Here is a 21,225-nt window from a genome sequence, read left to right as displayed (position 1 = left end):
CTATCCGCACATGTTCTCGGGGGGCAGCGGCAGCGCATCGCCATTGCCCGGGCGCTGATGCTGAACCCGTCGCTGCTGGTGCTGGACGAGCCGGTTTCCGCGCTTGACCTGTCGGTGCAGGCGCAGGTCCTGAACCTGCTGGCCGACCTGCAGGACGAGATGGGCCTGACCTATGTCTTCGTCAGCCACGACCTGTCGGTGGTCCGCTATATCGCCGACGAGGTGATGGTGATCTCGCAGGGCGAGGCGGTCGAGCAGGGCCCGCGCGAGGCGATCTTCGCCAACCCGACCCATCCCTATACGCGCCAGCTGTTCGCCGCGACCCCTGTCACCGACATCGAGGCGATCCGCGCCCGCGTCGCCCGCCGCAAGGCCGCCCGGCAGGCCATGACCGCCTGACTTGGACCGGCCGCGGCCGGCGCGTGGGGGCCCGGGGCCGTCAGCCCGGTCCGATCACCGCGCGGATCGCCAGGGCCACGACCAGCAGCGCCGCGACCCCTGCGGCCCACAGGGCCAGGAACCACAGGATCCGGCGCAGGCCCTCGGGCATCAGTGGTATCCTTCGCTGGCGTCGGTCTTGCCGCGGAACACCCAGTAGGCATAGGCGGTATAGGCCAGGATCATCGGGATCAGCACCGCCGCGCCGACCAGCGTGAAGGCCAGGCTGCTGTCGGGGGCGGCGGCCTCCTTGATGGTCAGCGACGGCGGCACCATCATCGGATAGAAGCTGATGCCGATGCCCACGAAGCTGACCACGAAGAAGCCCAGGGCGGCCAGGAAGGGCTGCACGTCCCTAGACTGCTTCAGGCCCGAATAGAACAGCCAGGCCAGCACCAGCATCAGCAGCGGCACCGCCATCGTCCACAGGCGGCCGGGAAGGCTGAACCACCGCTGGAAATAGACCGCGTCCTGAAACGGCGTCAGCAGGCTGACCACGCCGATCAGCACCAGCGTCGCCGTGCCCAGCCACCAGGCATGGCCGCGCATCTGCGCCTGCAGGTCGCCCTGGGTCTTCATGACCAGCCATGTCGCGCCCAGCAGCCCGTATCCGATGACCACCGCCAGCCCCGTCAGCAGCGAGAAGGGCGTCAGCCAGTCGAACCAGTCCCCGGCATAGGCGCGCCCCTCGACCTCGATTCCCTGGACGATCGCGCCAAGCGCGATGCCCTGGCAAAGTGCCGCGATCAGCGAGCCGCCGAAGAAGGCCAGATCCCAGACCGGCTTCCAGCGGCGCGTCCGCCAGCGGTATTCGAACGACACGCCCCGGAAGATCAGCGCCAGGAGCATCAGCATGATGGGCATGTACAGCGCCGGCATGACCACCGCATAGGCCAGCGGAAAGACCGCGAACAACCCGCCGCCGCCCAGGACCAGCCAGGTCTCGTTGCCGTCCCAGACCGGGGCCACGGTGTTCATCATCAGGTCGCGGTCGGCCTCGGACCGGCCCAGCGGGAACAGGATGCCCAGGCCCAGGTCGAAGCCGTCCAGGACCACATAGGTCAGCACCGCGAAGGCGATCAGGCCGGCCCAGACGAAGGCAAGATCAACGGGCATGGGCGGGTCCTTCCTCCTGGTCAGAGATGATCTCGGGATCCATCGCCGGGCCGGGGGTGATGCCGGCCGTCCTGATCGGCCCGTCGCGCAGGCCCAGGCTCAGCGTCGCCGCCGGATTGTTCATCAGGCGCAGGATGTAATAGGTGCCGACGCCGAAGACGAAGAAATAGACCGCGATGAACGCCATCAGCGAGGTTGCGACGGCGGGCGCGTCCACCGGCGCCAGGCTGTCGCTGGTGCGCAGCATGCCATAGACGGTATAGGGCTGCCGGCCGACCTCGGTGGTGATCCAGCCGGCAAGGACCGCCACGAAGCCGCTGGGGCCCATCAGCAGCGCCGCGCGGTGCAGCCAGGGCAGATCGTAGAGCCGCCCCTTCCAGCGGGCCCAGAGGCTCCAGACGCCCAGGCCCAGCATCGCGAAGCCAAGCCCGACCATCACGCGGAAGCTGAAGAACACGATCGCCACCGGCGGCTCCTCGTCGTCGGGGATGGTGTCCAGGCCGTCCAGGGGCGCGTTCAGATCGTGCCTGAGGATCAGGGAACTGGCCTTGGGGATCTCGACGGCATAGTCGATGCGCCGTTCCTGCGGGTTCGGGATGCCGAAGAGGATCAGGGGGGCGCCTTCGGGATGGCTGTCGTAATGGCCCTCCATCGCCATGATCTTCGCGGGCTGGTGTTCCAGCGTGTTCAGCCCGTGCATGTCGCCCGCGAAGATCTGGATCGGGGTCACGATCGCCGCCATCCACATCGCCATCGAGAACATCCGCCGCGCCTCGGGGTCGGTGCGGTCGCGCAGCAGATGCAGCGCGCCCGCCGCCCCGACCACCAGCGAGGTGGTCAGATAGGCCGCCAGCACCATGTGGACCAGCCGGTAGGGGAAGGACGGGTTGAAGATGACCGCCCACCAGTCCTCGGGAACGAACTGCCCGGCCTCGTTGATGCCGAAGCCCGCGGGCGTGTGCATCCAGCTGTTGACGCTGAGGATCCAGGTCGCCGACATCAGCGTGCCAAGAGCCACCATCGCCGTGGCGAACATGTGCAGCCCGTCGCCGACCCGCCTGCGCCCGAACAGCATGACCCCCAGGAACCCCGCCTCGAGGAAGAAGGCCGACAGCACCTCGTAGGCCATCAGCGGGCCGACCACGGGCCCGGCCTTGTCGGAAAAGACCGACCAGTTGGTTCCGAACTGGTAGGACATCACGATGCCCGACACCACGCCCATGCCGAAGGCCACGGCGAAGATCTTCTTCCAGTATTCGAACAGCTTCAGGTAGGTCTCGTCCCGCGTCCGCAGCCACAGCGCGTTCAGCACCGCCAGATAGCTGGCCAGCCCGATCGAGAAGGCCGGGAAGATGATGTGGAAGGACACCGTGAAGGCGAACTGGAAGCGCGCCAGCGTCTCGGCACTGAACCCCTCAAGCATGGCGCATCACCTCGTGGCTGCCGGGCGCGACCGCCGCGGACGGTGGCCGGTCGCGGAGCCCTGGGAATCGCGAAGCGGGTCGCCGGACATCAGGGGCATGACGGATCCTTTCCCTCGATCGCCCTGCGCCCCAGGCAGGAGCCAAGGCGAACCGGTGACACAGTCACCCTGCCCGGAAAAAGAGCTACCGGCCGCAGAAGTTCCAAAGGCCTGCAACGAAGCTGCCCCCTTGCGTGCAGGGGGATCGGATTGCCCCGGATGCCGAACCGGCGGGCACCGCGGCGGGCTGTCGCCCTCCTGCCGTGCGACGCGGCAGGGGCTTGCCGCGGCAGGCCGTCTGGTGCCTAGTCTTGAAGATGCCGCGCCAATCGCCCAGGTGTGACGACGATCCCCTGGGGCCTGCCCGCGGCGGCCCATCCGCAAGGAGCCCCCGCATGACGAGGCCCGCCCATTCGGAGACCCACATCGTCCACCGCATCGGCTGGCTGCGCGCCGCCGTGCTGGGGGCCAATGACGGGATCCTCTCCACCTCGAGCCTGGTGGTCGGCGTTGCCGCCGCCGGCACGGGACGGGCCGAGGTCCTGGTCGCCGGGCTGGCGGGGCTTGTCGCCGGGGCCATGTCGATGGCGGCGGGCGAATACGTCTCGGTCAGTTCGCAGACCGATGCCGAGATGGCCGAGCTGGCGCGCGAACGCCAGGAACTGGCCGAGATGCCCGAGGCCGAGCTTGAGGAGCTGGCCCGCATCTATCAGGCGCGCGGCCTGACGCGCGATCTGGCCCGGCAGGTCGCGGTGCAACTGACCGCGCAGGACGCGCTTGGCGCCCATGCCCGCGACGAACTGGGCATCTCTGAAGTCATGACCGCGCGGCCGGTGCAGGCGGCGGCGGTTTCGGCGCTGACCTTCGCGGCGGGCGCGGCGGTGCCGCTGATCGTGGCGGCACTGGCCCCGGCCGCGCAGATCGGCACCTTCGTGGCGGCGGCGGCGGTGCCGGGCCTGGCCCTGCTGGGCGGCCTGGGCGCTTCCGCAGGCGGTGCGCGGGTTCTTCGTGGGGCGATGCGGGTGGCGCTGTGGGGGGTTCTGGCGATGGGCGCGACCGCCCTGGTGGGCAGGCTGTTCGGCGTCGCCGTCGCCTGAGCAAGGGCCCGATGCGGGGTCCTGCCCCGGACCTGTAAGGTTTCCGTAAGGTTGCGGTGCCAGTCCGGCCGCATTGGCAGCGGATGGCGGGCACATGACAGCGCAGACGATCTGGATCGGCATCGGCTTTCTGGGGCAGGCGCTGTTCAGCGCGCGGTTCGTCATCCAGTGGCTGGCCAGCGAGCGGTCGCGCCGCAGCATCGTGCCGCGCGCCTTCTGGTGGTTCTCGCTGGCGGGCGGGGCGACGCTTCTGGGCTATGCGCTGTGGCGCGGCGATCCGGTCTTCGTGCTGGGACAAGGGCTGGGCCTGGTCGTCTATCTGCGCAACCTGATGCTGATCTACCGGCCCCGCGCCCGGCAGGCCGCCGCCGCATGAGATCCGTCCTTTCCGCCGCGCTGCTGTTCGCCCTGACGGCGCTGTGCCTGATCCTTCTGCGGCCGCTGATGCCGGTGGACGAGACCCGTTACCTTGCCGCCGCATGGGAGATGCGCATCGGCGGATCGCCCTGGGTGCCGCACCTGAACGGCGCGCTTTACGGCCACAAGCCGCCGCTGCTGTTCTGGCTGGTCAATCTGGTCTGGTCGCTGGGCGGGGTGGCCGAATTTCCGGCGCGGCTGATCGGGCCGGGTTTCGCCACCGCCTCGGTGGCGCTGACCGGACTGCTGGGCCTGCGGCTCTGGCCGGGGGATCCGGCCCGCGCCGGGGCGGCGGCGCTGATCCTGGCCGCCCTGCCGGTCTGGCTGCTCTATGGATCGACGACGATGTTCGACGCGATGCTGACCTGCGCCACGCTGCTGGCGATGCTGGCGCTGTGGTCGGCGGCCCGGCGCCCGCGCCCGGTGGCCTGGGCGGCGCTTGGCGCGGCGGTCGCCTTCGGGGTCTATGCCAAGGGGCCGGTCATCCTGATCCACGTCCTGCCGGTGGCGCTGACCATGCCCCTGTGGGCCGGGGCGGGACGGCCATCCCGGGGCGTCTGGGCGCGCGGGCTGGGGCTGGCACTTGGGGTCGCGCTGCTGCTGGTCGGGCTGTGGCTGGTTCCGGCGCTGATCCTGGGTGGGCCGGAATACCGCACCGAGGTCCTGTGGCGCCAGAGCGGCGGTCGCATGGTCGCCTCGTTCGCCCATGAGCGGCCCTGGTGGTTCTTCCTGGCGCTGCTGCCGCTGATGGTCTGGCCCTTCGGCTGGACCCGTGCGGGGCTGGGGGCCTTGCGGCCGCGGCGGCTGGCCGACGATCCGGGCGCGCGGCTGGCGGCCGTCTGGGCGGCAGGCGGGCTGGCGGCCTTCTCGCTCATCAGCGGCAAGCAGGTGCATTATCTGCTGCCCGAGACGCCGGCCCTGGCGCTGCTGCTGGCGGGCGGGCTGCCGGCCCGCCGCTGGGGGCCGGGCGATCTGTGGCTGGCGCTGCCGCTGCTTGCAGCCCTGGCGGGCCTTGCCGCGGCCGGCGCCGGGGGGTCCCCGCGCTGCGCGGACCGGGCCATTCCCTGCCCCCGTGGTCGCTGGCCCTGGGCGCGGCCGTCCTGCTGGCCGGCGCCCTTGCCTTCCTGCGGCTGCGGCCGGCGCCCACCGCCCTTGCCGCCCTGCCCCTGGCGCTGATGATCGGCCTGCATCTGGCGCTGAGCCCGCTTCTGTTCGCCCGTCACGACGTGACGGCGCTTGGCCGGGCGGTCGCGCCGCACGACGCGGCGGGCATCGCCGTCACCGACGGCGTCTATCACGCGCAGCTGAACTTCGCGGGCCGCCTGCGGAACCCCGTCGTCCGGCTGGCCGATGCCGGGGCCGTGGCGGACTGGCGGCAGGCCCACCCGGCAGGGGTGATCCTGGACCGCAAGGGCTTCGCGCTTCCCGGGATGATCCCTGGCGCGACCCTGCCCTATCGCAGCGACAGCTATACCCTTTACCACCCACAGGAGGTCGCGCCATGACGCCCGACATATCCGTCGTCCTTCCGGCCCGGGACGAGGCCGGCAACATCGCCGCGCTTCTGCACGCCATCGCCGCCGTCCTGCGCGACCACGCGCACGAGATCATCGTCGTCGATGACGCCTCGGCCGACGGGACGCGGCAGGAACTGGCGGCCGTGCAGGCGGTCCTGCCGCAGCTTCGCGTGATCTGCCACGACCGGCCCTGCGGCCAGTCCGCCGCCATCCGCACGGGCGTGCTGGCGGCGGCGGGACGGCTGATCGCGACGCTGGACGCCGATCGCCAGAACCCCCCCGAGAACCTGCCCGCGCTGCTGGCCCCGTTCCGGCAGGCGGGTCCGGCGCTTGGGCTGGTGCAGGGTCAGCGCGTCGGGCGGCGCGACCGACGGTCGCGGCGGCTGGCCTCGTGGCTGGCCAACCGCATCCGCGCGGGGCTGCTGCGCGACGGGGTGCGCGACAGCGGCTGCGGGCTGAAGGCCTTTCCGCGCGACGTCTATCTGGCCTTGCCCTATTTCGACCACATCCACCGCTTCATGCCGGCCATGATCGCCCGCGAGGGGTTCGAGGTTCTCACCATCCCCGTCACCCACGCCCCCCGCGCCTGCGGCCGGTCCAAATACGGCAACCTGCAGCGCGCCCTGGAGGGCATCGTCGATCTGATGGGTGCCGCATGGTTGATCCGCCGCCGCCGCCTGCCCCAGGCGCGCGAACTGCCCCAGCCCCGCGAACTGCCGCAGGACGCGGCGCGCCAGGACCGGCGGGACGCGGCATGAGCGTCCTGATCACCGGCTCGGCGGGCTTCATCGGCTTTCACCTGGCCCGCCGCCTGCTGGACGAGGGAACCCGCGTCATCGGCGTGGACGATCACAACCCCTATTACGATCCGGCCCTGAAGGCGGCGCGGGAAGCGCGGCTTCTGGCCTCGGCCCATTACGTCGCGGTCCGCGGCGGCATCGAGACACCGGGCCTGATGGCCGACCTCATGCAGCGGCACCGCCCGCGCGTCCTTGTCCATCTGGCGGCGCAGGCGGGCGTGCGCCATTCGATCGAGGCGCCGGGCAGCTATGTCTCGGCGAACCTCGCGGGCACCTTCCAGGTGCTGGAAGCGGCGCGGGCCTTTCCGCCCGACCACCTGCTGATGGCGTCCAGCAGTTCGGTCTATGGCGGCAGCGGCGGGTTGCCCTGCCGCGAAACCGACCGCACCGACATGCCCCTGTCCTTCTACGCCGCGACCAAGAAGGCGTCGGAATCGATGGCCCATTCCTATGCCGCGCTCTACGGCCTGCCGATCACCATGCTGCGGTTCTTCACCGTCTATGGCCCCTGGGGGCGGCCGGACATGGCGCCGTTCCTGTTCACCTCGGCGCTGTTCGGGGACCGGCCGATCCCGCTGTTCAACCACGGCCGGTTGCAGCGCGACTTCACCTATGTCGATGACCTTGTCGAAGCGGTCCGGGCGCTGATGGATGTGGTCCCGCGTCATCCGGCGGCGCCGATACCGGGCGACAGCCTCTCGCCGGTGGCCCCCTGGCGGGTGGTGAACATCGGCCAGGGCAAGCCGGTCGCGCTGATCGACTTCATCGGCGCGCTGCAACAGGCGGCGGGCCGCAGGGCGCGGCTGGACCTGCTGCCCATGCAGCCCGGCGATGTCGAGGCGACCTGGGCCGACACGAGCCTTCTGCACCGCCTGATCGGACCCCGCCAGCGGACGCCCCTGGCCCTGGGGCTGCGGCGCTATGTCGACTGGTTCTCCAGCCATGATCCGGCGGCGCGGGCCATGCCGCAGGACGGGCGGGTGCTGGAGCATCACCCCTGACCCTTGGCCCGCCGTCAGCCCGCCATCAGCCAGGAGGGCCCGGCGGAAATCGCAGCGTCACCGAGGCGGTGCCGCCCGCCATCGCATAATCCACCGCGACGCCCTGCGCCCGGGCCACGCGGGCGACGATTGCAAGACCCAGGCCCGAGCCCTGCGAGCCCGCCGCCTTGTCGAACAGGCCGTGGCGGAAGCGCGCCCCGGGCGGGACGGTGTTGCTGATCGTCAGCGCGGGTTCCGGGGACAGCACAAGGCGCGGCGTGACGGTGCCGTGGTCGGCCGCGTTGCCCAGCAGGTTGCGCAGGATCAGCGCCAGGGCGTCGGGATCGACGGCCACCGGCAGCGCCGCCATCTCGCCGTCGTCGAACAGCACCGGCCTGCCCAGATCGGCCGCCACCAGCCGCGACACCCGCACCAGATCGGACGGCCCCCTGCCCGCTGGCCCCGCCTCGGCGCGCGACAGGTCCAGCAGCCGGTCGATCAGGTGGCTCATCCGGCCAAGCGCGCCCGCCAGCCGCTCGGGCGCGGCGGCATCGGCCAGGCCGGCGGCGATCAGCTGCGCCTGCCCCGACGCCGCGGCGACCGGGGTGCGCAGTTCGTGCGCGGCGTTGGTGGCGAAGGCGCGTTCCGCCTCCAGCCGGGCGCGGATGGTGTCCAGATAGCCGTTCAGCGCCCGCGGGATCGGCGTCAGTTCGACCGGCAGGTGATCCTCCGCGACCGGCGACAGATCCTGCGCCGACCGGCCGCACAGCACCTCGGCCAGGCGCGTCGCCGGGCGCAGCGCCGAGGCGACGGCCCCGCGCACGGCAAGAAGCGTGGCCAGCAGCACCGGCAGCATCAGCAGCACCAGCCCGCCCCAGGCTTCCAGCAGTTCGTGGCGGCGCACCTCGTCGCTCTGGCCCACCTCGACGACGACGCCGGACTGCGGATCCGTCACCCGGAAGACCCGCCAGCCGGGCACGTCGTGGCCGCCGTCGCGCGACAGCGGCGGCCAGGGAGCATCGGCCACCGGGGTTCCCGCATCGACGATGCGGATGGTGCCGGCGGAACGGGTCAGCCCGCCCGCATCCCCCGCGCCCGCGTACAGATCCAGCGAGAAGCGGGCCGCGCTTTCCAGCGTCTCGTCCATCAGTTCCGACATCTCGTGCGCGATCACCAAGGCGGCAAGCCCGACGGCCACAAGCCAGGCCAGGCTTGCGGCCAGCACCACCCGCCGCACCAGCCTGCCGCGCAGCGACCACGGACGGGGGGCCGGAGCCGTCATGGGATCAGGTATCCCAGGCCCCGCCGGGTCTGGATCGCCTCGGCCCCCAGCTTGGTGCGCAGGCGCGACACGTAGACCTCGACGGCGTTGCCCTCGATCGCGTCGTCGAAGGCATAAAGCCGGTCCTCGAGCGCCTGCTTGGACAGCACCCGGCCTCGCGCCGACAGAAGCGCGTCGAACAGCGCCCATTCGCGCGAGGTCAGCCGGATTTCCTCGCCGTCGCGGAACAGCCGCGCGCCCGCCCGATCGACCGTCAGCGCGCCGACGCGGCTTTCCGGCGCCGGATCGCCCGAGGCGCGGCGGGCCTGGGCGCGCAGACGCGCCTCGACCTCGGCCAGGTCATAGGGCTTGACCACGTAATCGTCGGCCCCCGCATCCAGCCCCGCGATCCGGTCCGAGATACCGTCCCGCGCCGTGGCGATCACCACCGGCACGCGGTTGCCGCCGCGGCGCTGTTCGCGCAGCAGATCCAGCCCCGATCCGTCCGGCAGCGCCAGATCCAGCAGGATCGCCGCGTAATCCGCGACATCGAGCGCCGCCCGGGCGGTGCCTAGATCGGCGGCGTGATCGACGGCATGGCCTTGCGCGCGCAGGAACCGCAGCACCGCATCGGCAATGTCGGCCTCGTCCTCGACCAGAAGGACCCGCATCGACACCTCCTTCACCAGAACCCCCTGATGCCGGGAAGCGGTCCCGGGATCAACGCCCCAGGCGGGGGATCAGCCCAGCCCCAGCAGCGGATAGAGCGACGCGACCAGAAGCACCGCCATGGTCACGTTGAACAGGCGCAGGCGGGTTGCGTTCGACAGCCACTGACGGATCACCGTGCCCAGCCAGGCCCAGACCGAGATCGCCGGGAAGGCCACGAGCGCAAAGGCCGCCGCCACGATCGCCACCGACAGGAAGGACTGGTCGGGCGCATACAGCGTCACCGCCGACAGGCACATGGCCCAGGCCTTCGGGTTGATCCACTGGAACGCGGCCGCCTGCAGCACGGTCATCGGCCGCCCGGCCCCGGCGCCTTCGCCCGGGGGCGGGGCGGTGGCGATCTTGAAGGCCAGCCACAGCAGATAGCCCACCGACAGGACGGCAAGCGCGGTCTCCAGGGCGGGAATGGCCTCGAACAGCGCCATCAGCCCGGTTCCCGTCAGCAGCGCCATCAGCGACACGCCGCCGGCGATGCCCAGCATGTGCGGCAGCGTCCGGCGGAACCCGAAATTGGCGCCCGAGGCCATCAGCATCAGGTTGTTCGGCCCCGGCGTGACGGTGGTGACGAAGGCGAAGCCGACAAGGGCGGTGAAAAAGGTAAGCGTCATCGGACTGCCCGCACTGGTGTTCGCAGCCCCTATAGCACCAGCCGCCCCCCGTCGCGCCAGCGGATTCGCCGGTCTTGCGGCGCGCGCGGATTTTGCGGTTGACGGCCCGCCCCGCGTCCCCACCTTCCAGGAAAACCCTGGCCGCCACGAAGGAAGCGGATGACCCGATCCCGCCCCATCACCCTGTCCGACCGCCATGTGTCCCTGATCCCGCAGGCCGAGGGACCGCTGCACGATCCCCGCTGGCGGATGCTGGAGGACGCCGATCTCGACCGGCTGGCCGAGACGCTGACCCGCGGCCGGCCCCGGCCGATCCCGGTCTTCGCCTATGGCTCGCTGATCTGGAACCCGGGCTTTGCGGTGGGCGGGCGGCGCCGCGCCACGGCCCTGGGCTGGCACCGCAGCTTTTCCATCTCGCTCGATCATTTCCGCGGCTCGCCGGACCGGCCGGGACTGATGCTGGCGCTTGAATCGGGGGGCCGGTGCGACGGGCTCGTTCTCGACATCGCCCCGGGGACCGAGGCCGAATCCCTCCGCGCCATCCTGCGCCGAGAGCTTGTGGCCCATGAACTGGCCGCCAATGCCTGCTGGATCACCGTCAGGACGGATCGCGGCCGCGAACAGGCCCTGACCTTCTATGCCGACGCGGTGGGAACGCCGGTGGCGCGGCTGAGCCTGGCCGAACAGGCCCGCAGGCTGGCCCGCGCCGCCGGGGCGGCGGGATCGGGGGCGGAATACTTGCTGCGCACGGTCCGCGGCCTTGAGGAACACGGCATCCACGACCCCTATATCTGGGACCTGCAGCATCAGGTCGCCCAGGAGATCGAGGCCGCGGCCGCCCGCGCCGACGGCGCCGCCCCGCCCTTTCCGTGACGGCGTCGCAATGCGGTTGCACCCGGGCCCGGCCTGCGGAAGGATCGCCCAACCCCCGAGAAGGAGCGAACATGGACCGCGACAGTCTTGAACTCAGATCGACCGTGACAGCCGACGGAACGCTGCGGCTGGCCCTGGAACGGGTCAGCCTGCCCGAACCCGGCCCCGGACAGGTTCTGGTGCGCATCGAGGCCGCGCCCATCAACCCGTCCGACCTGGGGCTGATGTTCGGCCCGGCCGACATGTCCACCCTGGCCCGCGACGGCGACGGCCTGACCGCCCGCATCCCCGAGGCCGCGATGGCGTCCCTGCGGCCGCGGATCGGGCAGTCCCTGCCGGTGGGCAACGAAGGCGCCGGCACCGTGATCGAGGCCGGTCCCGACTGCCGGGATCTGGTCGGCAGGCGGGTGGCCATGCTGGGGGGCGCCATGTTCGCCACGCTGCGCCTGATCGCCGCCCGCGACTGCCTGGTGCTGCCCGAGGGGGCGAGCGCCGAACAGGGGGCGGCGCTGTACGTGAACCCGCTCACCGCGCTCGGCTTCGTGGAGACGATGCGCGCCGAGGGGCACAAGGCGATCGTCCACGCGCCGGCGGCCTCGAACCTGGGGCAGATGCTGGTCAGGATCTGCAAGGCCGACGGCATCGGGCTGGTCAACATCGTCCGCAGCCCCGCGCAGGCCGACCTGCTGCGCGGCCTGGGCGCGACGCATGTGGTGGACAGCAGCAGCGACAGCTTCCGCGCCGATCTGACCGAAGCCATCGCCGAAACCGGCGCCACGCTGTCCTTCGACGCGATCGGCGGGGGCGAGACCACCAGCATCATCCTGAACGCGATGGAATCCGTCGCCGCGCGCAGCGCCACCAGCTATGACCGCTACGGCTCGGCCACGCCCAAGCAGGCCTACATCTACGGCGCGCTCGATACCGGGCCGACGATCCTGCGCCGGGGCTTCGGCTTCAGCTGGAGCATCGGCGGCTGGCTGCTGTTCCGCGCCCTGCAGACCTTCGATCCGGCCGTCGTGCAGCGGATGCGCAAGCGCGTGGTGGACGAGATGACCACCACCTTCGCCAGCCACTACACCGCCCGCATCCCGCTGGAGCAGGTGCTGGATCCGCAGACCGTGGCGGCCTATGTCCGCAAGGCCACGGGCGAGAAATACCTGATCGCGCCCTGAGGCGCCGTCAGGCCCCGCCGCCGGCCGGCGGGGCCTTCAGATGTTCTTCTGCTGCCCCAGTTCGACCACCCGGTTCGAGGGCAGACGGTAATAGTTGGTGGGTTCCGCCGCCGAACGGTACAGGCGCACGAAGATCCGGCTCATCCAGCGGGGCATCAGCGTGCCCTTGCCGGACCGCAAGATGCGGCGGTTCAGGAAGAACGACGTGGACATGATGTCGAACTTCAGCCCCTGGCGCTTGGCCTCGGCCAGGGCGCGGGGGACGTTGGGCCGTTCCATGTAGCCGAAGGACAGCCAGGCCCGCCAGAAGCCCGGCGCGATCTGTTCCAGGCGCAGCCGCTCGTCGTCGGGGACGCGGGGGGTGGTGGCGCTGCAGACCTTCACGATCAGGTTGCGTTCATGCAGCACGCGATTGTGCTTGAGGTTGTGCAGCAGGGCCGGCGGGACGATCATCGGGTCGGCGGTCAGGAACACCGCCGTGCCCGGCACGATGGTGGGGGGCGACTTCGCCAGCTTTTCGGCCAGAAGATCCATGCTGATGCTTTCCTGCGCCAGCTTGTCCTGCAGCCGGCGCATCCCCTCGACCCAGATCACCATCAGGGCGATGGCCATGCCCGCGAACAGCAGCGGGATGTATCCGCCGTCCAGAAGCTTCATCAGGTTGGCGGAAAAGAAGATCAGCTCGATCCCCAGGATCGGCACCATCACCAGGGCCACCAGCGGCCAGCCCCAGTTCCAGGACCAGCGGAACACGATCACCGCCAGAAGCGAGGTGATGACCATGTCCCCCGTCACCGCGATGCCATAGGCACTGGCCAGCCGCGCCGAGGATCCGAACGAGATCACCAGGGCCACCACGCCCGCCAGAAGGATGAAGTTCACCTTGGGCAGATAGATCTGGCCCGCCTGCTGGTCCGAGGTGTGCTGGATGTGCAGCCGCGGCAGCAGCCCCATCTGCACCGCCTGCGCCGCGACCGAGAACGCCCCCGAGATCACCGCCTGCGAGGCGATCACCGTGGCCGCCGTGGCCAGGATCACCAGCGGCACCAGGAACCAGTCCGGCGCCATCAGGAAGAACGGGTTCGACACCCGTTCGGGATGGGCCAGCACCATCGCCCCCTGCCCCAGATAGGACAGCGCCAGGGCGGGAAAGACCAGCACGCTCCAGGCGGTGCGGATCGCGCTGCGGCCGAAATGGCCCATGTCGGCATACAGCGCCTCGGCCCCCGTCACGGCCAGGAACACCGATCCCAGCACCGGCATCGCCGCAACGCCGTAATCGGTCAGGAACCCTGCCGCGCGCAGCGGGTTCAGCGCCTGCAGGATGCGCGCGTCGTCGGCGATGTGGGCCAGGCCCAGGACCGCCATGGTGGAGAACCAGACCAGCATCACCGGCCCGAACAGCCGCGCGATCCGGTCGGTGCCGCCGCTTTGCGCCCAGAACAGCACCATGACGATGCCCAGCGTGACCGGCACCACCCAGGGCTGGAAGGCGGGCTGGACCAGGGTCAGCCCCTCGATGGCCGACAGGACGGAAATGGCCGGCGTGATCATGCTGTCGCCGAAGAACAGCGACACCCCGACGATGCCCAGCAGCAGAAGCAGCCGCCGCCGGCGGGCGCGCGGCCCGGCCTTCAGCGCGCCCTGCGCCTTGGCGACCAGCGACAGGGTGCCGCCTTCGCCGTTGTTGTCGGCGCGCAGGATCAGGACGACATACTTGATGGTGACGATCAGCACGACCGTCCAGAACAGCAGCGACACGATGCCGATGACCGAGGTTTCCGGCAGCCCTTCCTCGTGCGCGTGGACCAGCGATTCGCGCAGCGCGTAAAGCGGCGAGGTGCCGATGTCGCCATAGACGACGCCCAGGCAGGCCAGCACCAGGGCGGGTGTCAGGCGAGATGGATCATGGGGGGTCGCGCGATCCGCCGGCAGCGGGCTGGACGCGGCTTCTTCGCTGGCCATCAAGGCGCTCCGACTGCGATTCGGGCGCAGATATGGGCGCGAATGCCGGGCGCTTCAAGAAAAATCCGCGGGTGCCGTAACGTCCCGCATCGTCCGGCCCGGCCCTCAAGGGGGCGCGGGCCGGACGGTCCCCGTCAGTGCCAGGTCAGCACATAGGGGCCGAAGCAATAGCGGCGGGCGGTCACGTTTCCCCGGTCGTCGGCGTCGGAAAAGACCCCGACGGTCCACTGCAACGGGTTGGGGGCAAAGCTGAAAACGGGCATGGCAACGATCCTTGCGTCAGGTTTCGAAGGCTCAACACCCGCCGCCCGCCTTCGGGTTCCACCCGTCAGTTCCGCGCCGGGGCGCCGTTGCGCGGCTGCGCCAGGAAGAACCGCACCATCTCGGCGCTTGCATCGGGGCCGGCGGGGTCGGTGTAGGACCCGCCGGGCCGCCCGCCCGACCAGGCGTGGCCCAGCCCCTCGATGGTCCAGTGATCGACAAGCACCTGCCCGTCCAGCGTCGAGGTGATGTCGCGCCGGTGGCCGCGCCCGCCGGTGGTGGCGCCGGCCTGTTCGACCATCGTCTGCTCGGGGCCGGCGGCCAGCGTGTCGGCGGCGATGCGGCTGCCGTTCTTGGGATGAACCGTGCGGTCGGCGCTGCCATGGAAGATGATCGTCGGCGTCGGCCGCGCGGCGCGACGCCGGGCGGCATCCTCCGGGCCGGTGCCGTTCATCGCCGCGAAGGCGTCGGGCACGTCACGGGCGGCGGCGAAGGGAAGGCCCGAATGGGCGCCGATGGCCGCAAAGACCGTCGGATGCGTCTGCCCCAGGATCACCGCCATCGCCGCGCCCGCCGACAGGCCGGCCGCGAAGATGCGGTCGGGGGGCACGCGGTGAAGCACCGCCTGGGTGCTGGCCATCTGCGCCAGGATCTCGGGCTCGCCCCGGCCCGGGCGCTGATCGCCGGGGCTGAACCAGTTCCAGCAGGACTGGGCGTTCTCGCCCCGCGACTGCTGGGGATAGACCACGATCAGGCGGTGGCGTTCGGCAAGCTCGTTCATGCCGGTGCCGCGGGCGAAATCCTCGTGCGTCTGGGTGCAGCCGTGCAGCATCAGCACCAGCCCCTCGGCCCCCCGCGCGGCCGAGGCCGGAACATAGACCATCATCTCGCGGCTGCCGGCCGGGCAGGTGAAGCGGTCGGTCGTAAAGCTGGCGCCCTGCGGGATCGCGCGGTCCTGGGGCCGGGCGCGCGGCGCGGCGGAGGGCGCGGGGCCGGTCTGCCCCGGCATGGCCAGCCCGTGCTGCGCCAGGGTGCGTTCGACAAGCGCGTTGGCACCCGCAAGCCCCGCCCCGTCAAGGCGCAGGCCTTCGATCGCCCGGCGCATGGCGCCCAGGTTCAATGTCTTCATCTTGTATGGTCCTTGAAATGTCATGAAAGGCGGTCCGCCAGGGCGGCCTTCACCTCGGGCGCCGCCTGAAGCGCCCCCAGGACCGAGATCGAGCCGATGGTGGCGCGCACCAGGTCAGGCGTCACGTCCGGGGCGAAGCGCGCAAGCCCCACCACCTTGACGTGCAGCACCTCGCCCCTGTCGCGCAGGGCCTCAAGCTCGGCGCGGGAATAGTCGCGCAGGCCCAGCTCCATCGTGTGCCGCTCCAGCGACTTGCTGAGCGTGTCGCGGTGGCTGTCAAGCTGGCTGCGGATGGCGGTGCGGATGAAGTCGCTGCGGTTCGAATAGAACCCCTCCAGCACCAGCAGGTCGATCCGGCCCAGGTCCACATAGCCCAGGTTGATGGTGATCTTTTCGGTGTCGGGCAGCCTGTCGCGCAGCGATCTGATCTCGGCCATGATGATTCTCCATCCGCATGGATGGTATATGGATGGTATCAACGTTCAGCACAAGTCCGATCGCGGGAAAGATCCGGCGCGGGCAGGATGGCCGCGACAGGGGGACGCCATGTGCAATCTGTATTCCAACCGGCTCAGCCAGCACGAGATGCGGCGGATCTTCGATATCGCGCCCGAGGCCGACCGGCTGGGCAACGCCGGGGAATGGCCCGCCGTCTGGCCGAAATACGAGGCGCCCATCCTGCGCCTGACGGCCGAGGGCGGGCGCGAACTGGTCAGCGCGCATTGGGGCTTTCTGACGCCTGCGGTGTCGAAGAAGACCGGCAAACCGATCGCGCCGGCGGCCTGGAACAACGCCCGCGACGACAGGATCACGACCGGGCTGTGGAAGGACAGCTTCCTGAACCGGCGCTGCCTGATCCCCGCCACCAGCTTCCGCGAGGCCAGGGGCCGCAGCCCGGCGACCGATGTCTGGTTCGCGCTGAAGGGCGATGAGGACCGGCCGCCCTTCGCCTTCGCCGGCCTGTGGCGGGCAGGCCAGCCCGGCGTGGCGGGCGAGGCCGGCGGCTGGCTGACCCACACGATGATCACCACCACCGCCAACGACATCGTCAGGCCGGTCCATCCCACGCGGATGCCGGTGATCCTGGACCCGCAGGACTACGACCAGTGGCTGACGGGCAGCCCGGCCGAGGCGCGGGTGCTGCTGCGGCCCTATCCCGCCGAGCGGATGCGCATCGCCCGCGAGGGGGTCGGCCTCCTGTCGGACGGCGCGGCATGAGGGCGCCACGGAACCCGGGCAAGCCTGCGGCCATTTCCCCTCCGCGTTCCTTCGCCGAAGGGACGTCAGGTAAACGGGGACAACAGGTCATGATCGAATTCAAGCCGGGGCGGAACTGCTGGCGCGTCGAGACAGCCGACAGGCTGGCCGTCATCATCGACGGGCAGGCCTATTTCCGCGCCCTGCGCGAGGCGTTGCTGAAGGCCCGGCGCATGGTCATGATGATCGGCTGGGACTTCGACTTCGAGATCGAGATGCTGCCCGGCGAGAGCGACCCGGAGGGGCTGGCGCCGGACGGCTTTCCCAACAAGGTCGGCCCGTTTCTGGAAGCCATCGTCGAGCGCCGCGAGGAGCTGGACATCTACCTGCTGAAATGGAGCGGGGGCGCGCTGATCGCCCCGGGCGGCATCCTGCCCGCGCTTGCCGTCAAGCTGATGTCGCCCGACCAGATCCACCTGGCCTTCGACGGCCGCCACCCGATCGGCGCCTGCCATCACCAGAAGATCGTGGTGATCGACGACAGCCTGGCCTTCTGCGGCGGCATCGATGTGACCGACGGCCGCTGGGACGACCGCCACCACCTGGACGACAACCCGCTGCGCCATCTCAAGAACGGCGCCGAGGCGCAGCCCTGGCACGACGCCTCCACCGTCATGTCGGGGGCGGCGGCGGCGGCGCTGTCGGAACTGGCCCGCGCCCGCTGGGCCCGCGCCCACGACGCCGAGGTGGAGGAGGACTTCCGGCCCGGCGGCGACTTCTGGCCCGACAGCATCGAGCCCGCCTTCCGCGATGTCGAGGTGGCCATCGCCCGCACGGTTCCGCCCGCCGCCGGACGGCGCGGCATCCACGAGATCGAGAATCTGTATCTGGACGCGATCCGCGCGGCGCGCGACTGCATCTATATCGAGATCGCAGTATTTCTGCGCGGGCAGCATCACCCGCGCCATCCGCCGCAGGCTTTCGGAACCCGACGGCCCCGAGGTTGTGGTCATCAACCCCTTCGCCGCGCAGGGCGCTCTCGAGGATCAGGCCATGCACGTCACCCGCAGCCGGATGGTCCGCCATCTGCGCGAACACGATCCCCATGGCCGGTTCCGCATCCTGTATCCGGTCACCGAAAGCGGCCAGCCGATCTATGTCCATGCCAAGATCATGATCGTGGACGACCTGTTCCTGCGCATCGGCTCCAGCAACATCGACCGCCGCTCGATGGGCTTCGACACCGAATGCGACGTGGCCATCAAGGCCGCCGACGCCGCGACGCGCGACCTGATCCGCGGCTTTCGCGACGAACTGCTGGCCGAGCATCTGGGGCTGGAGCCGTCCCGCGTCACCGAGGTTGTGACCCGTCGCGGCAGCCTGATCGCCGCGCTTGACGAGCTGGGCGGTGCGGACGGGCGCAGCCTGCGCCCCCTGCCCCTGCGGCGCGAGAACTGGCTGGGCAGCCTGCTGGCCAACACGCGGTTCTTCGATCCCCGCTATCGCCGCAGCGCCCAGGCCCGCACCGGCATCACCTCCCGCCACCTGGTGACGGGGGCGGCGGTTCTGGGCGGCGGGCTCTGGGCCTGGCGGCGGCTGCGGCGCTAGGGTGCAAGGCGCGACAGGACCAGGCTGGCGCGACGGGCCATGTCCTGCCAGGCGGGCAACCGTTCGCCCGCCGCCCGCGCGGCCCGCGCCAGGGCCTGCCGCTGCGCCGGATCGACCAGCAGCCGCCGCAGCGCATCGGCGAAGGCCGCCGGATCGCCCGGGGGCACCAGCAGCCCCGCGTCCTGCGGCACGGTGTCGGGCACCGCGCCCGCGTCGCAGCTGACGATGGGCAGGCCGCGTACCAGGGCCTCGTCGAAGACGATCCCGTGCCCCTCGTACCAGGTCGCAAGCGCAAAGACCGAGGCGCGGGCATACAGCGCCTCGAGTTCTGCGGCCGGGACCCGGCCCGCCAGCCTGATCCGGTCCGACACCGGGCTTGCCGCGCAGTCGCGCGCCAGCGACGCCGCATGGGCCGCGTCCCAGGGGTTGCCGACGATCACCGCCCGCCAGTCCAGATCCGCCAGCCGCGACAGCGCCCGCAGCAGGATGTCGTGGCCCTTGCGCGGGTGCAGGATGCCCACCGACAGGATCAGCGGCACCGCATCGGGCGCCGGCGCCAGGCGCGGCCGGTCCACGCCCGGGCGCAGGACCGTGATGGCGCCGGGGTGGGCGCCATAGCGGTCCACCAGGATGCGGCGGGTGTGCGGGCTGGGCACCAGCACATGCCGGGCCAGGCGCAGGTTGTCGCGTTCGGTGCGCAGCAGGTGGTCCTGGCGGTCCGGGGACAGGCCGGTTTCCAAGGCCAGGGGGTGATGGATCATCCCCACCAGCGGCGCGCGGACCCGCGCCAGGCCGGCCGTGTCGATGGACCCGAACACCAGCCCGTCCAGGATCAGCGGCCGGTCCGGCGCGACCGCGGCCAGGGCGGCGACGGCCTCGGCCATCTCGGCGGGCGAGGGGTCGGGAAAGCCGGCCGGAAGCTGCAGGTGCTGCACCGCGTGACCGGCCTTGCGCAGCCCCTCCAGCAGGCGGCGTTCATAGACATAGCCGCCGGTCAGCGTGGCGATGTCCCCGGGGATGGCGAAGGCCAGCGGCGGCTTCACGCGCGCACCTGTTCGGGCGCCATCACCGCCAGCACCCGCGTCTCGGCCCCCGCCACCGCGCCATAGAGCAGCGCCGACATCCCGGTGACCGCCACCATCGTCAGCCACAGCATCGCATAATCCGATACCGAGGCGGACAGCGCCATCAGGTTGCCCAGGCCCCGCCCGGTCGCCAGCCATTCGACCACGGTGGCGGCCAGGATCGCCGCGGGCACCCCCATCCGGGCCGAGGCGAACAGCGCCGGCAGCATCGCCGGGATGCGAACATGCCAGGCCTGGCGCAGCCGCCCGGCGCGATAGCTGCGAAACAGATCGAGGATCGGCCCGGGCGCCTGCCGCAGCCCCTGCTGGCAGGCGGCGAAGGTCGGGAAGAACACCATCAGCGCGACCAGCGTGACGGTCCCCGCCGCGCCGCGGCCCAGCAGCAGCACGATCAGCGGCGCCGTGGTCACGATGGGGATCGACCGCAGCGACACTGCCAGGGGCGTCATCAGCGCCGACAGGCCCGGCCGCAGCGCCAGCAGGATCGCCAGCCCCGCCCCAAGCGCCAGCCCGGCCAGGTATCCCGGCACCGCAAGCGCCAGGGTCTGACCCATCGCCGCCAGCAGCCGCGACCGCGTCAGGGCGGCATCCGGGGCCCAGATCAGCGCCGCGGCGACATCGGCGGGGCGCTTGGCGAAGAAGGGGTTCAGCCCCAGCCCGGCCACCGCCGCCCACCACAGCGCCAGCACCGCCGCGACCAGCAGCAGCGCCGCGGCGATCCGGCGGGCGGGCGATCCGCGCAGCAGGCGCGGCGGCGCCAGGATGACCGGCGGCGCGTCGGGCAGCAGGCGCCGGCCCAGCCAGCCCACCGCCGCATGGACCGCGATCGCCAGCCCCGCCGCCACCGCCGCCACCGACCACAGCGCCGGCACGTCAAGATCGCGGGTGAAGCGGATCGTCAGCACGCCCAGGCCGCGCTCGGCCCCGGTGAACTCGCCCACCATGGCGCCCAGGACGGCAGCGGGCGCGGCGATCCGCAGCCCCGCCAGCAGATAGGGCAGCGACGCCCGCGCGCGCAGATGCACCAGCTCGGCCCACCGCCCGCGGCCATAGCTGCGGACCAGATCCAGCCAGGCCGAAGGCATCGCCCGCAGCCCCGCCAGCAGCGGGATCAGCGTGGTGTAATAGACGGCAAGCGCCGCCAGCACGATCTGCGGGCCGTTTCCCGGCCCCATCAGCACCCGCAGGATCGGCCCCGTGGCGATCAGCGGCAGGCAGAACACCACAAGCGCAAGGCCCGCCACCAGGGTCAGCGTCCGGGGCCACAGCGCCGGGACCGCCGCCAGCAGGATCGCGGCCAGGTTGCCAAGCGCGAAGCCCCAGGCGGCATTGGCCAGCGTCACCCCGGTCGCCCGCGCGGTCAGGCCGGGATGGGCGGCAAGCCAGGCCGCGACCTCGGCCGGCCCGGCCAGCAGCCAGCCCCCCGCCGACAGCGCCAGCCCCTGCCACAGCGCCAGAAACACCGCCAGCCCGGTCCAGCGGGCGCGGGCGGTCATTGCGCCGCCAC

The 21,225-nt window shown here is 71.2% G+C and carries 22 protein-coding genes and 2 pseudogenes; 12 read left to right on the top strand and 12 right to left on the bottom strand.

Annotation, left to right across the window (positions count from 1 at the left end; translation table 11 throughout):
- A pseudogene (locus ACZ1HC_RS01110) lies at window positions 1–399 on the top strand (ATP-binding cassette domain-containing protein); the annotation flags it as partial.
- 40 nt (window positions 400–439) lie between these two features.
- Here ACZ1HC_RS01110 and ACZ1HC_RS01105 read toward each other — a convergent pair.
- From ACZ1HC_RS01105 to ACZ1HC_RS01095, 3 genes are read right to left on the bottom strand one after another with little or no spacing between them, the layout of a single operon-like run.
- Window positions 440–550: a DUF2474 domain-containing protein gene (locus tag ACZ1HC_RS01105; protein WP_472698380.1), complete on the bottom strand. Its 111-nt coding sequence runs from the start codon at window positions 548–550 to the stop codon at window positions 440–442.
- Window positions 550–1,554 carry a cytochrome d ubiquinol oxidase subunit II gene (gene cydB, locus ACZ1HC_RS01100; RefSeq protein ID WP_472698379.1) on the bottom strand — a complete coding sequence of 335 codons (1,005 nt, stop codon included), beginning with the start codon at window positions 1,552–1,554 and terminating at the stop codon, window positions 550–552. Before cydB ends, ACZ1HC_RS01105 begins: the two co-directional genes overlap by 1 nt.
- Window positions 1,544–2,977: a cytochrome ubiquinol oxidase subunit I gene (locus tag ACZ1HC_RS01095; protein WP_472698378.1), complete on the bottom strand. Its 1,434-nt coding sequence runs from the start codon at window positions 2,975–2,977 to the stop codon at window positions 1,544–1,546. Before ACZ1HC_RS01095 ends, cydB begins: the two co-directional genes overlap by 11 nt.
- Window positions 2,978–3,411: 434 nt before the next feature.
- Here ACZ1HC_RS01095 and ACZ1HC_RS01090 point away from each other — a divergent pair, with 434 nt between their 5' ends.
- From ACZ1HC_RS01090 to ACZ1HC_RS01065, 6 genes are all read left to right on the top strand, one after another.
- Window positions 3,412–4,113: a VIT1/CCC1 transporter family protein gene (locus ACZ1HC_RS01090; protein WP_472698377.1), complete on the top strand. Its 702-nt coding sequence runs from the start codon at window positions 3,412–3,414 to the stop codon at window positions 4,111–4,113.
- A gap of 94 nt (window positions 4,114–4,207) precedes the next feature.
- Window positions 4,208–4,489, top strand: a complete 282-nt coding sequence (locus tag ACZ1HC_RS01085; RefSeq protein ID WP_472698376.1) for a lipid-A-disaccharide synthase N-terminal domain-containing protein — start codon at window positions 4,208–4,210, stop codon at window positions 4,487–4,489.
- The gene (locus ACZ1HC_RS01080; protein ID WP_472698375.1) at window positions 4,486–5,706 is read left to right on the top strand and encodes an ArnT family glycosyltransferase; all 1,221 of its coding nucleotides are present in this window, start codon (window positions 4,486–4,488) and stop codon (window positions 5,704–5,706) included. Before ACZ1HC_RS01085 ends, ACZ1HC_RS01080 begins: the two co-directional genes overlap by 4 nt.
- Window positions 5,706–6,035, top strand: a complete 330-nt coding sequence (locus tag ACZ1HC_RS01075; protein WP_472698374.1) for a hypothetical protein — start codon at window positions 5,706–5,708, stop codon at window positions 6,033–6,035. The genes ACZ1HC_RS01080 and ACZ1HC_RS01075 overlap by 1 nt, the downstream gene beginning before the upstream one ends.
- A complete protein-coding gene (locus ACZ1HC_RS01070) occupies window positions 6,032–6,805 on the top strand; it encodes a glycosyltransferase family 2 protein (RefSeq protein WP_472698373.1) in 774 nt (257 codons plus the stop codon). The genes ACZ1HC_RS01075 and ACZ1HC_RS01070 overlap by 4 nt, the downstream gene beginning before the upstream one ends.
- Window positions 6,802–7,848 (top strand): NAD-dependent epimerase/dehydratase family protein, encoded by a 1,047-nt coding sequence (locus ACZ1HC_RS01065; RefSeq protein WP_472698372.1) that lies wholly within the window; start codon window positions 6,802–6,804, stop codon window positions 7,846–7,848. Before ACZ1HC_RS01070 ends, ACZ1HC_RS01065 begins: the two co-directional genes overlap by 4 nt.
- A 25-nt stretch (window positions 7,849–7,873) precedes the next feature.
- On the opposite strand, the gene ACZ1HC_RS01060 is transcribed toward ACZ1HC_RS01065, so the two are convergent.
- The 3 genes from ACZ1HC_RS01060 to ACZ1HC_RS01050 all read right to left on the bottom strand — a co-directional run bounded on the left by ACZ1HC_RS01060 (window position 7,874) and on the right by ACZ1HC_RS01050 (window position 10,425).
- Window positions 7,874–9,109 (bottom strand): sensor histidine kinase, encoded by a 1,236-nt coding sequence (locus ACZ1HC_RS01060; protein ID WP_472698371.1) that lies wholly within the window; start codon window positions 9,107–9,109, stop codon window positions 7,874–7,876.
- On the bottom strand, window positions 9,106–9,759 hold the full coding sequence (locus ACZ1HC_RS01055; protein WP_472698370.1) for a response regulator transcription factor: 654 nt from the start codon (window positions 9,757–9,759) through the stop codon (window positions 9,106–9,108). The genes ACZ1HC_RS01060 and ACZ1HC_RS01055 overlap by 4 nt, the downstream gene beginning before the upstream one ends.
- Before the next feature lie 69 nt (window positions 9,760–9,828).
- Window positions 9,829–10,425, bottom strand: coding sequence for a LysE family translocator (locus ACZ1HC_RS01050; RefSeq protein WP_472698369.1), 597 nt, complete (start codon window positions 10,423–10,425; stop codon window positions 9,829–9,831).
- Window positions 10,426–10,584: 159 nt separating this feature from the next.
- Between ACZ1HC_RS01050 and ACZ1HC_RS01045 the strand changes: the two genes are divergently transcribed.
- Window positions 10,585–11,298 carry a gamma-glutamylcyclotransferase gene (locus ACZ1HC_RS01045; protein WP_472698368.1) on the top strand — a complete coding sequence of 238 codons (714 nt, stop codon included), beginning with the start codon at window positions 10,585–10,587 and terminating at the stop codon, window positions 11,296–11,298.
- A 71-nt stretch (window positions 11,299–11,369) separates the two neighbouring features.
- On the top strand, window positions 11,370–12,473 hold the full coding sequence (locus ACZ1HC_RS01040) for a zinc-binding dehydrogenase (RefSeq protein ID WP_472698367.1): 1,104 nt from the start codon (window positions 11,370–11,372) through the stop codon (window positions 12,471–12,473).
- 36 nt (window positions 12,474–12,509) lie between these two features.
- Here ACZ1HC_RS01040 and ACZ1HC_RS01035 read toward each other — a convergent pair whose 3' ends face one another.
- From ACZ1HC_RS01035 to ACZ1HC_RS01020, 4 genes are all read right to left on the bottom strand, one after another.
- Window positions 12,510–14,438, bottom strand: coding sequence for a potassium transporter Kup (locus ACZ1HC_RS01035; protein WP_472698366.1), 1,929 nt, complete (start codon window positions 14,436–14,438; stop codon window positions 12,510–12,512).
- A 134-nt stretch (window positions 14,439–14,572) separates the two neighbouring features.
- Window positions 14,573–14,701, bottom strand: coding sequence for a hypothetical protein (locus ACZ1HC_RS01030; RefSeq protein WP_472698365.1), 129 nt, complete (start codon window positions 14,699–14,701; stop codon window positions 14,573–14,575).
- A 65-nt stretch (window positions 14,702–14,766) separates the two neighbouring features.
- Window positions 14,767–15,828 (bottom strand): extracellular catalytic domain type 1 short-chain-length polyhydroxyalkanoate depolymerase, encoded by a 1,062-nt coding sequence (locus ACZ1HC_RS01025; protein WP_472698364.1) that lies wholly within the window; start codon window positions 15,826–15,828, stop codon window positions 14,767–14,769.
- 20 nt (window positions 15,829–15,848) lie between these two features.
- Window positions 15,849–16,265 (bottom strand): CopG family transcriptional regulator, encoded by a 417-nt coding sequence (locus tag ACZ1HC_RS01020; RefSeq protein ID WP_472698363.1) that lies wholly within the window; start codon window positions 16,263–16,265, stop codon window positions 15,849–15,851.
- A gap of 109 nt (window positions 16,266–16,374) precedes the next feature.
- Here ACZ1HC_RS01020 and ACZ1HC_RS01015 point away from each other — a divergent pair, with 109 nt between their 5' ends.
- The 3 genes and pseudogenes from ACZ1HC_RS01015 to ACZ1HC_RS01005 all read left to right on the top strand — a co-directional run bounded on the left by ACZ1HC_RS01015 (window position 16,375) and on the right by ACZ1HC_RS01005 (window position 18,633).
- Window positions 16,375–17,046: an SOS response-associated peptidase gene (locus ACZ1HC_RS01015; protein ID WP_472698362.1), complete on the top strand. Its 672-nt coding sequence runs from the start codon at window positions 16,375–16,377 to the stop codon at window positions 17,044–17,046.
- Window positions 17,043–17,576 (top strand): annotated as a pseudogene (locus ACZ1HC_RS01010) (hypothetical protein); the annotation flags it as partial. The gene ACZ1HC_RS01015 and the pseudogene ACZ1HC_RS01010, both read left to right, overlap by 4 nt.
- Before the next feature lie 454 nt (window positions 17,577–18,030).
- Window positions 18,031–18,633 (top strand): phospholipase D-like domain-containing protein, encoded by a 603-nt coding sequence (locus ACZ1HC_RS01005; RefSeq protein WP_472698361.1) that lies wholly within the window; start codon window positions 18,031–18,033, stop codon window positions 18,631–18,633.
- On the opposite strand, the gene ACZ1HC_RS01000 is transcribed toward ACZ1HC_RS01005, so the two are convergent.
- Together ACZ1HC_RS01000 and ACZ1HC_RS00995 are read right to left on the bottom strand one after the other, a co-directional pair.
- Window positions 18,630–19,676 (bottom strand): glycosyltransferase family 4 protein, encoded by a 1,047-nt coding sequence (locus ACZ1HC_RS01000; protein WP_472698360.1) that lies wholly within the window; start codon window positions 19,674–19,676, stop codon window positions 18,630–18,632. The genes ACZ1HC_RS01005 and ACZ1HC_RS01000 overlap by 4 nt on opposite strands.
- Window positions 19,673–21,214, bottom strand: coding sequence for an ABC transporter permease (locus ACZ1HC_RS00995; protein WP_472698359.1), 1,542 nt, complete (start codon window positions 21,212–21,214; stop codon window positions 19,673–19,675). Before ACZ1HC_RS00995 ends, ACZ1HC_RS01000 begins: the two co-directional genes overlap by 4 nt.
- Between the last annotated feature and the right edge of the window lie 11 nt (window positions 21,215–21,225).

It is taken from the genome of Paracoccus sp. BR5-17 (genome assembly GCF_055693925.1).
The sequence above is the reverse complement of the archived record's forward strand: the minus strand, read 5'-3'. Positions and strand labels throughout refer to the sequence as shown.

Coding starts and splice junctions, on each gene's coding strand:
- ACZ1HC_RS01105 (WP_472698380.1), bottom strand. CDS start 550: ATGCCCGAGGGCCTGCGCCGGATCCTGTGGTTCCTGGCCCTGTGGGCC.
- ACZ1HC_RS01030 (WP_472698365.1), bottom strand. CDS start 14,701: ATGCCCGTTTTCAGCTTTGCCCCCAACCCGTTGCAGTGGACCGTCGGG.
- ACZ1HC_RS01040 (WP_472698367.1), top strand. CDS start 11,370: ATGGACCGCGACAGTCTTGAACTCAGATCGACCGTGACAGCCGACGGA.
- ACZ1HC_RS01070 (WP_472698373.1), top strand. CDS start 6,032: ATGACGCCCGACATATCCGTCGTCCTTCCGGCCCGGGACGAGGCCGGC.
- ACZ1HC_RS01045 (WP_472698368.1), top strand. CDS start 10,585: ATGACCCGATCCCGCCCCATCACCCTGTCCGACCGCCATGTGTCCCTG.
- ACZ1HC_RS00995 (WP_472698359.1), bottom strand. CDS start 21,214: ATGACCGCCCGCGCCCGCTGGACCGGGCTGGCGGTGTTTCTGGCGCTG.
- ACZ1HC_RS01065 (WP_472698372.1), top strand. CDS start 6,802: ATGAGCGTCCTGATCACCGGCTCGGCGGGCTTCATCGGCTTTCACCTG.
- ACZ1HC_RS01035 (WP_472698366.1), bottom strand. CDS start 14,438: ATGGCCAGCGAAGAAGCCGCGTCCAGCCCGCTGCCGGCGGATCGCGCG.
- ACZ1HC_RS01020 (WP_472698363.1), bottom strand. CDS start 16,265: ATGGCCGAGATCAGATCGCTGCGCGACAGGCTGCCCGACACCGAAAAG.
- ACZ1HC_RS01060 (WP_472698371.1), bottom strand. CDS start 9,109: ATGACGGCTCCGGCCCCCCGTCCGTGGTCGCTGCGCGGCAGGCTGGTG.
- ACZ1HC_RS01050 (WP_472698369.1), bottom strand. CDS start 10,425: ATGACGCTTACCTTTTTCACCGCCCTTGTCGGCTTCGCCTTCGTCACC.
- ACZ1HC_RS01090 (WP_472698377.1), top strand. CDS start 3,412: ATGACGAGGCCCGCCCATTCGGAGACCCACATCGTCCACCGCATCGGC.
- ACZ1HC_RS01080 (WP_472698375.1), top strand. CDS start 4,486: ATGAGATCCGTCCTTTCCGCCGCGCTGCTGTTCGCCCTGACGGCGCTG.
- ACZ1HC_RS01055 (WP_472698370.1), bottom strand. CDS start 9,759: ATGCGGGTCCTTCTGGTCGAGGACGAGGCCGACATTGCCGATGCGGTG.
- ACZ1HC_RS01015 (WP_472698362.1), top strand. CDS start 16,375: ATGTGCAATCTGTATTCCAACCGGCTCAGCCAGCACGAGATGCGGCGG.
- ACZ1HC_RS01025 (WP_472698364.1), bottom strand. CDS start 15,828: ATGAAGACATTGAACCTGGGCGCCATGCGCCGGGCGATCGAAGGCCTG.
- ACZ1HC_RS01085 (WP_472698376.1), top strand. CDS start 4,208: ATGACAGCGCAGACGATCTGGATCGGCATCGGCTTTCTGGGGCAGGCG.
- ACZ1HC_RS01095 (WP_472698378.1), bottom strand. CDS start 2,977: ATGCTTGAGGGGTTCAGTGCCGAGACGCTGGCGCGCTTCCAGTTCGCC.
- ACZ1HC_RS01075 (WP_472698374.1), top strand. CDS start 5,706: ATGATCGGCCTGCATCTGGCGCTGAGCCCGCTTCTGTTCGCCCGTCAC.
- cydB (WP_472698379.1), bottom strand. CDS start 1,554: ATGCCCGTTGATCTTGCCTTCGTCTGGGCCGGCCTGATCGCCTTCGCG.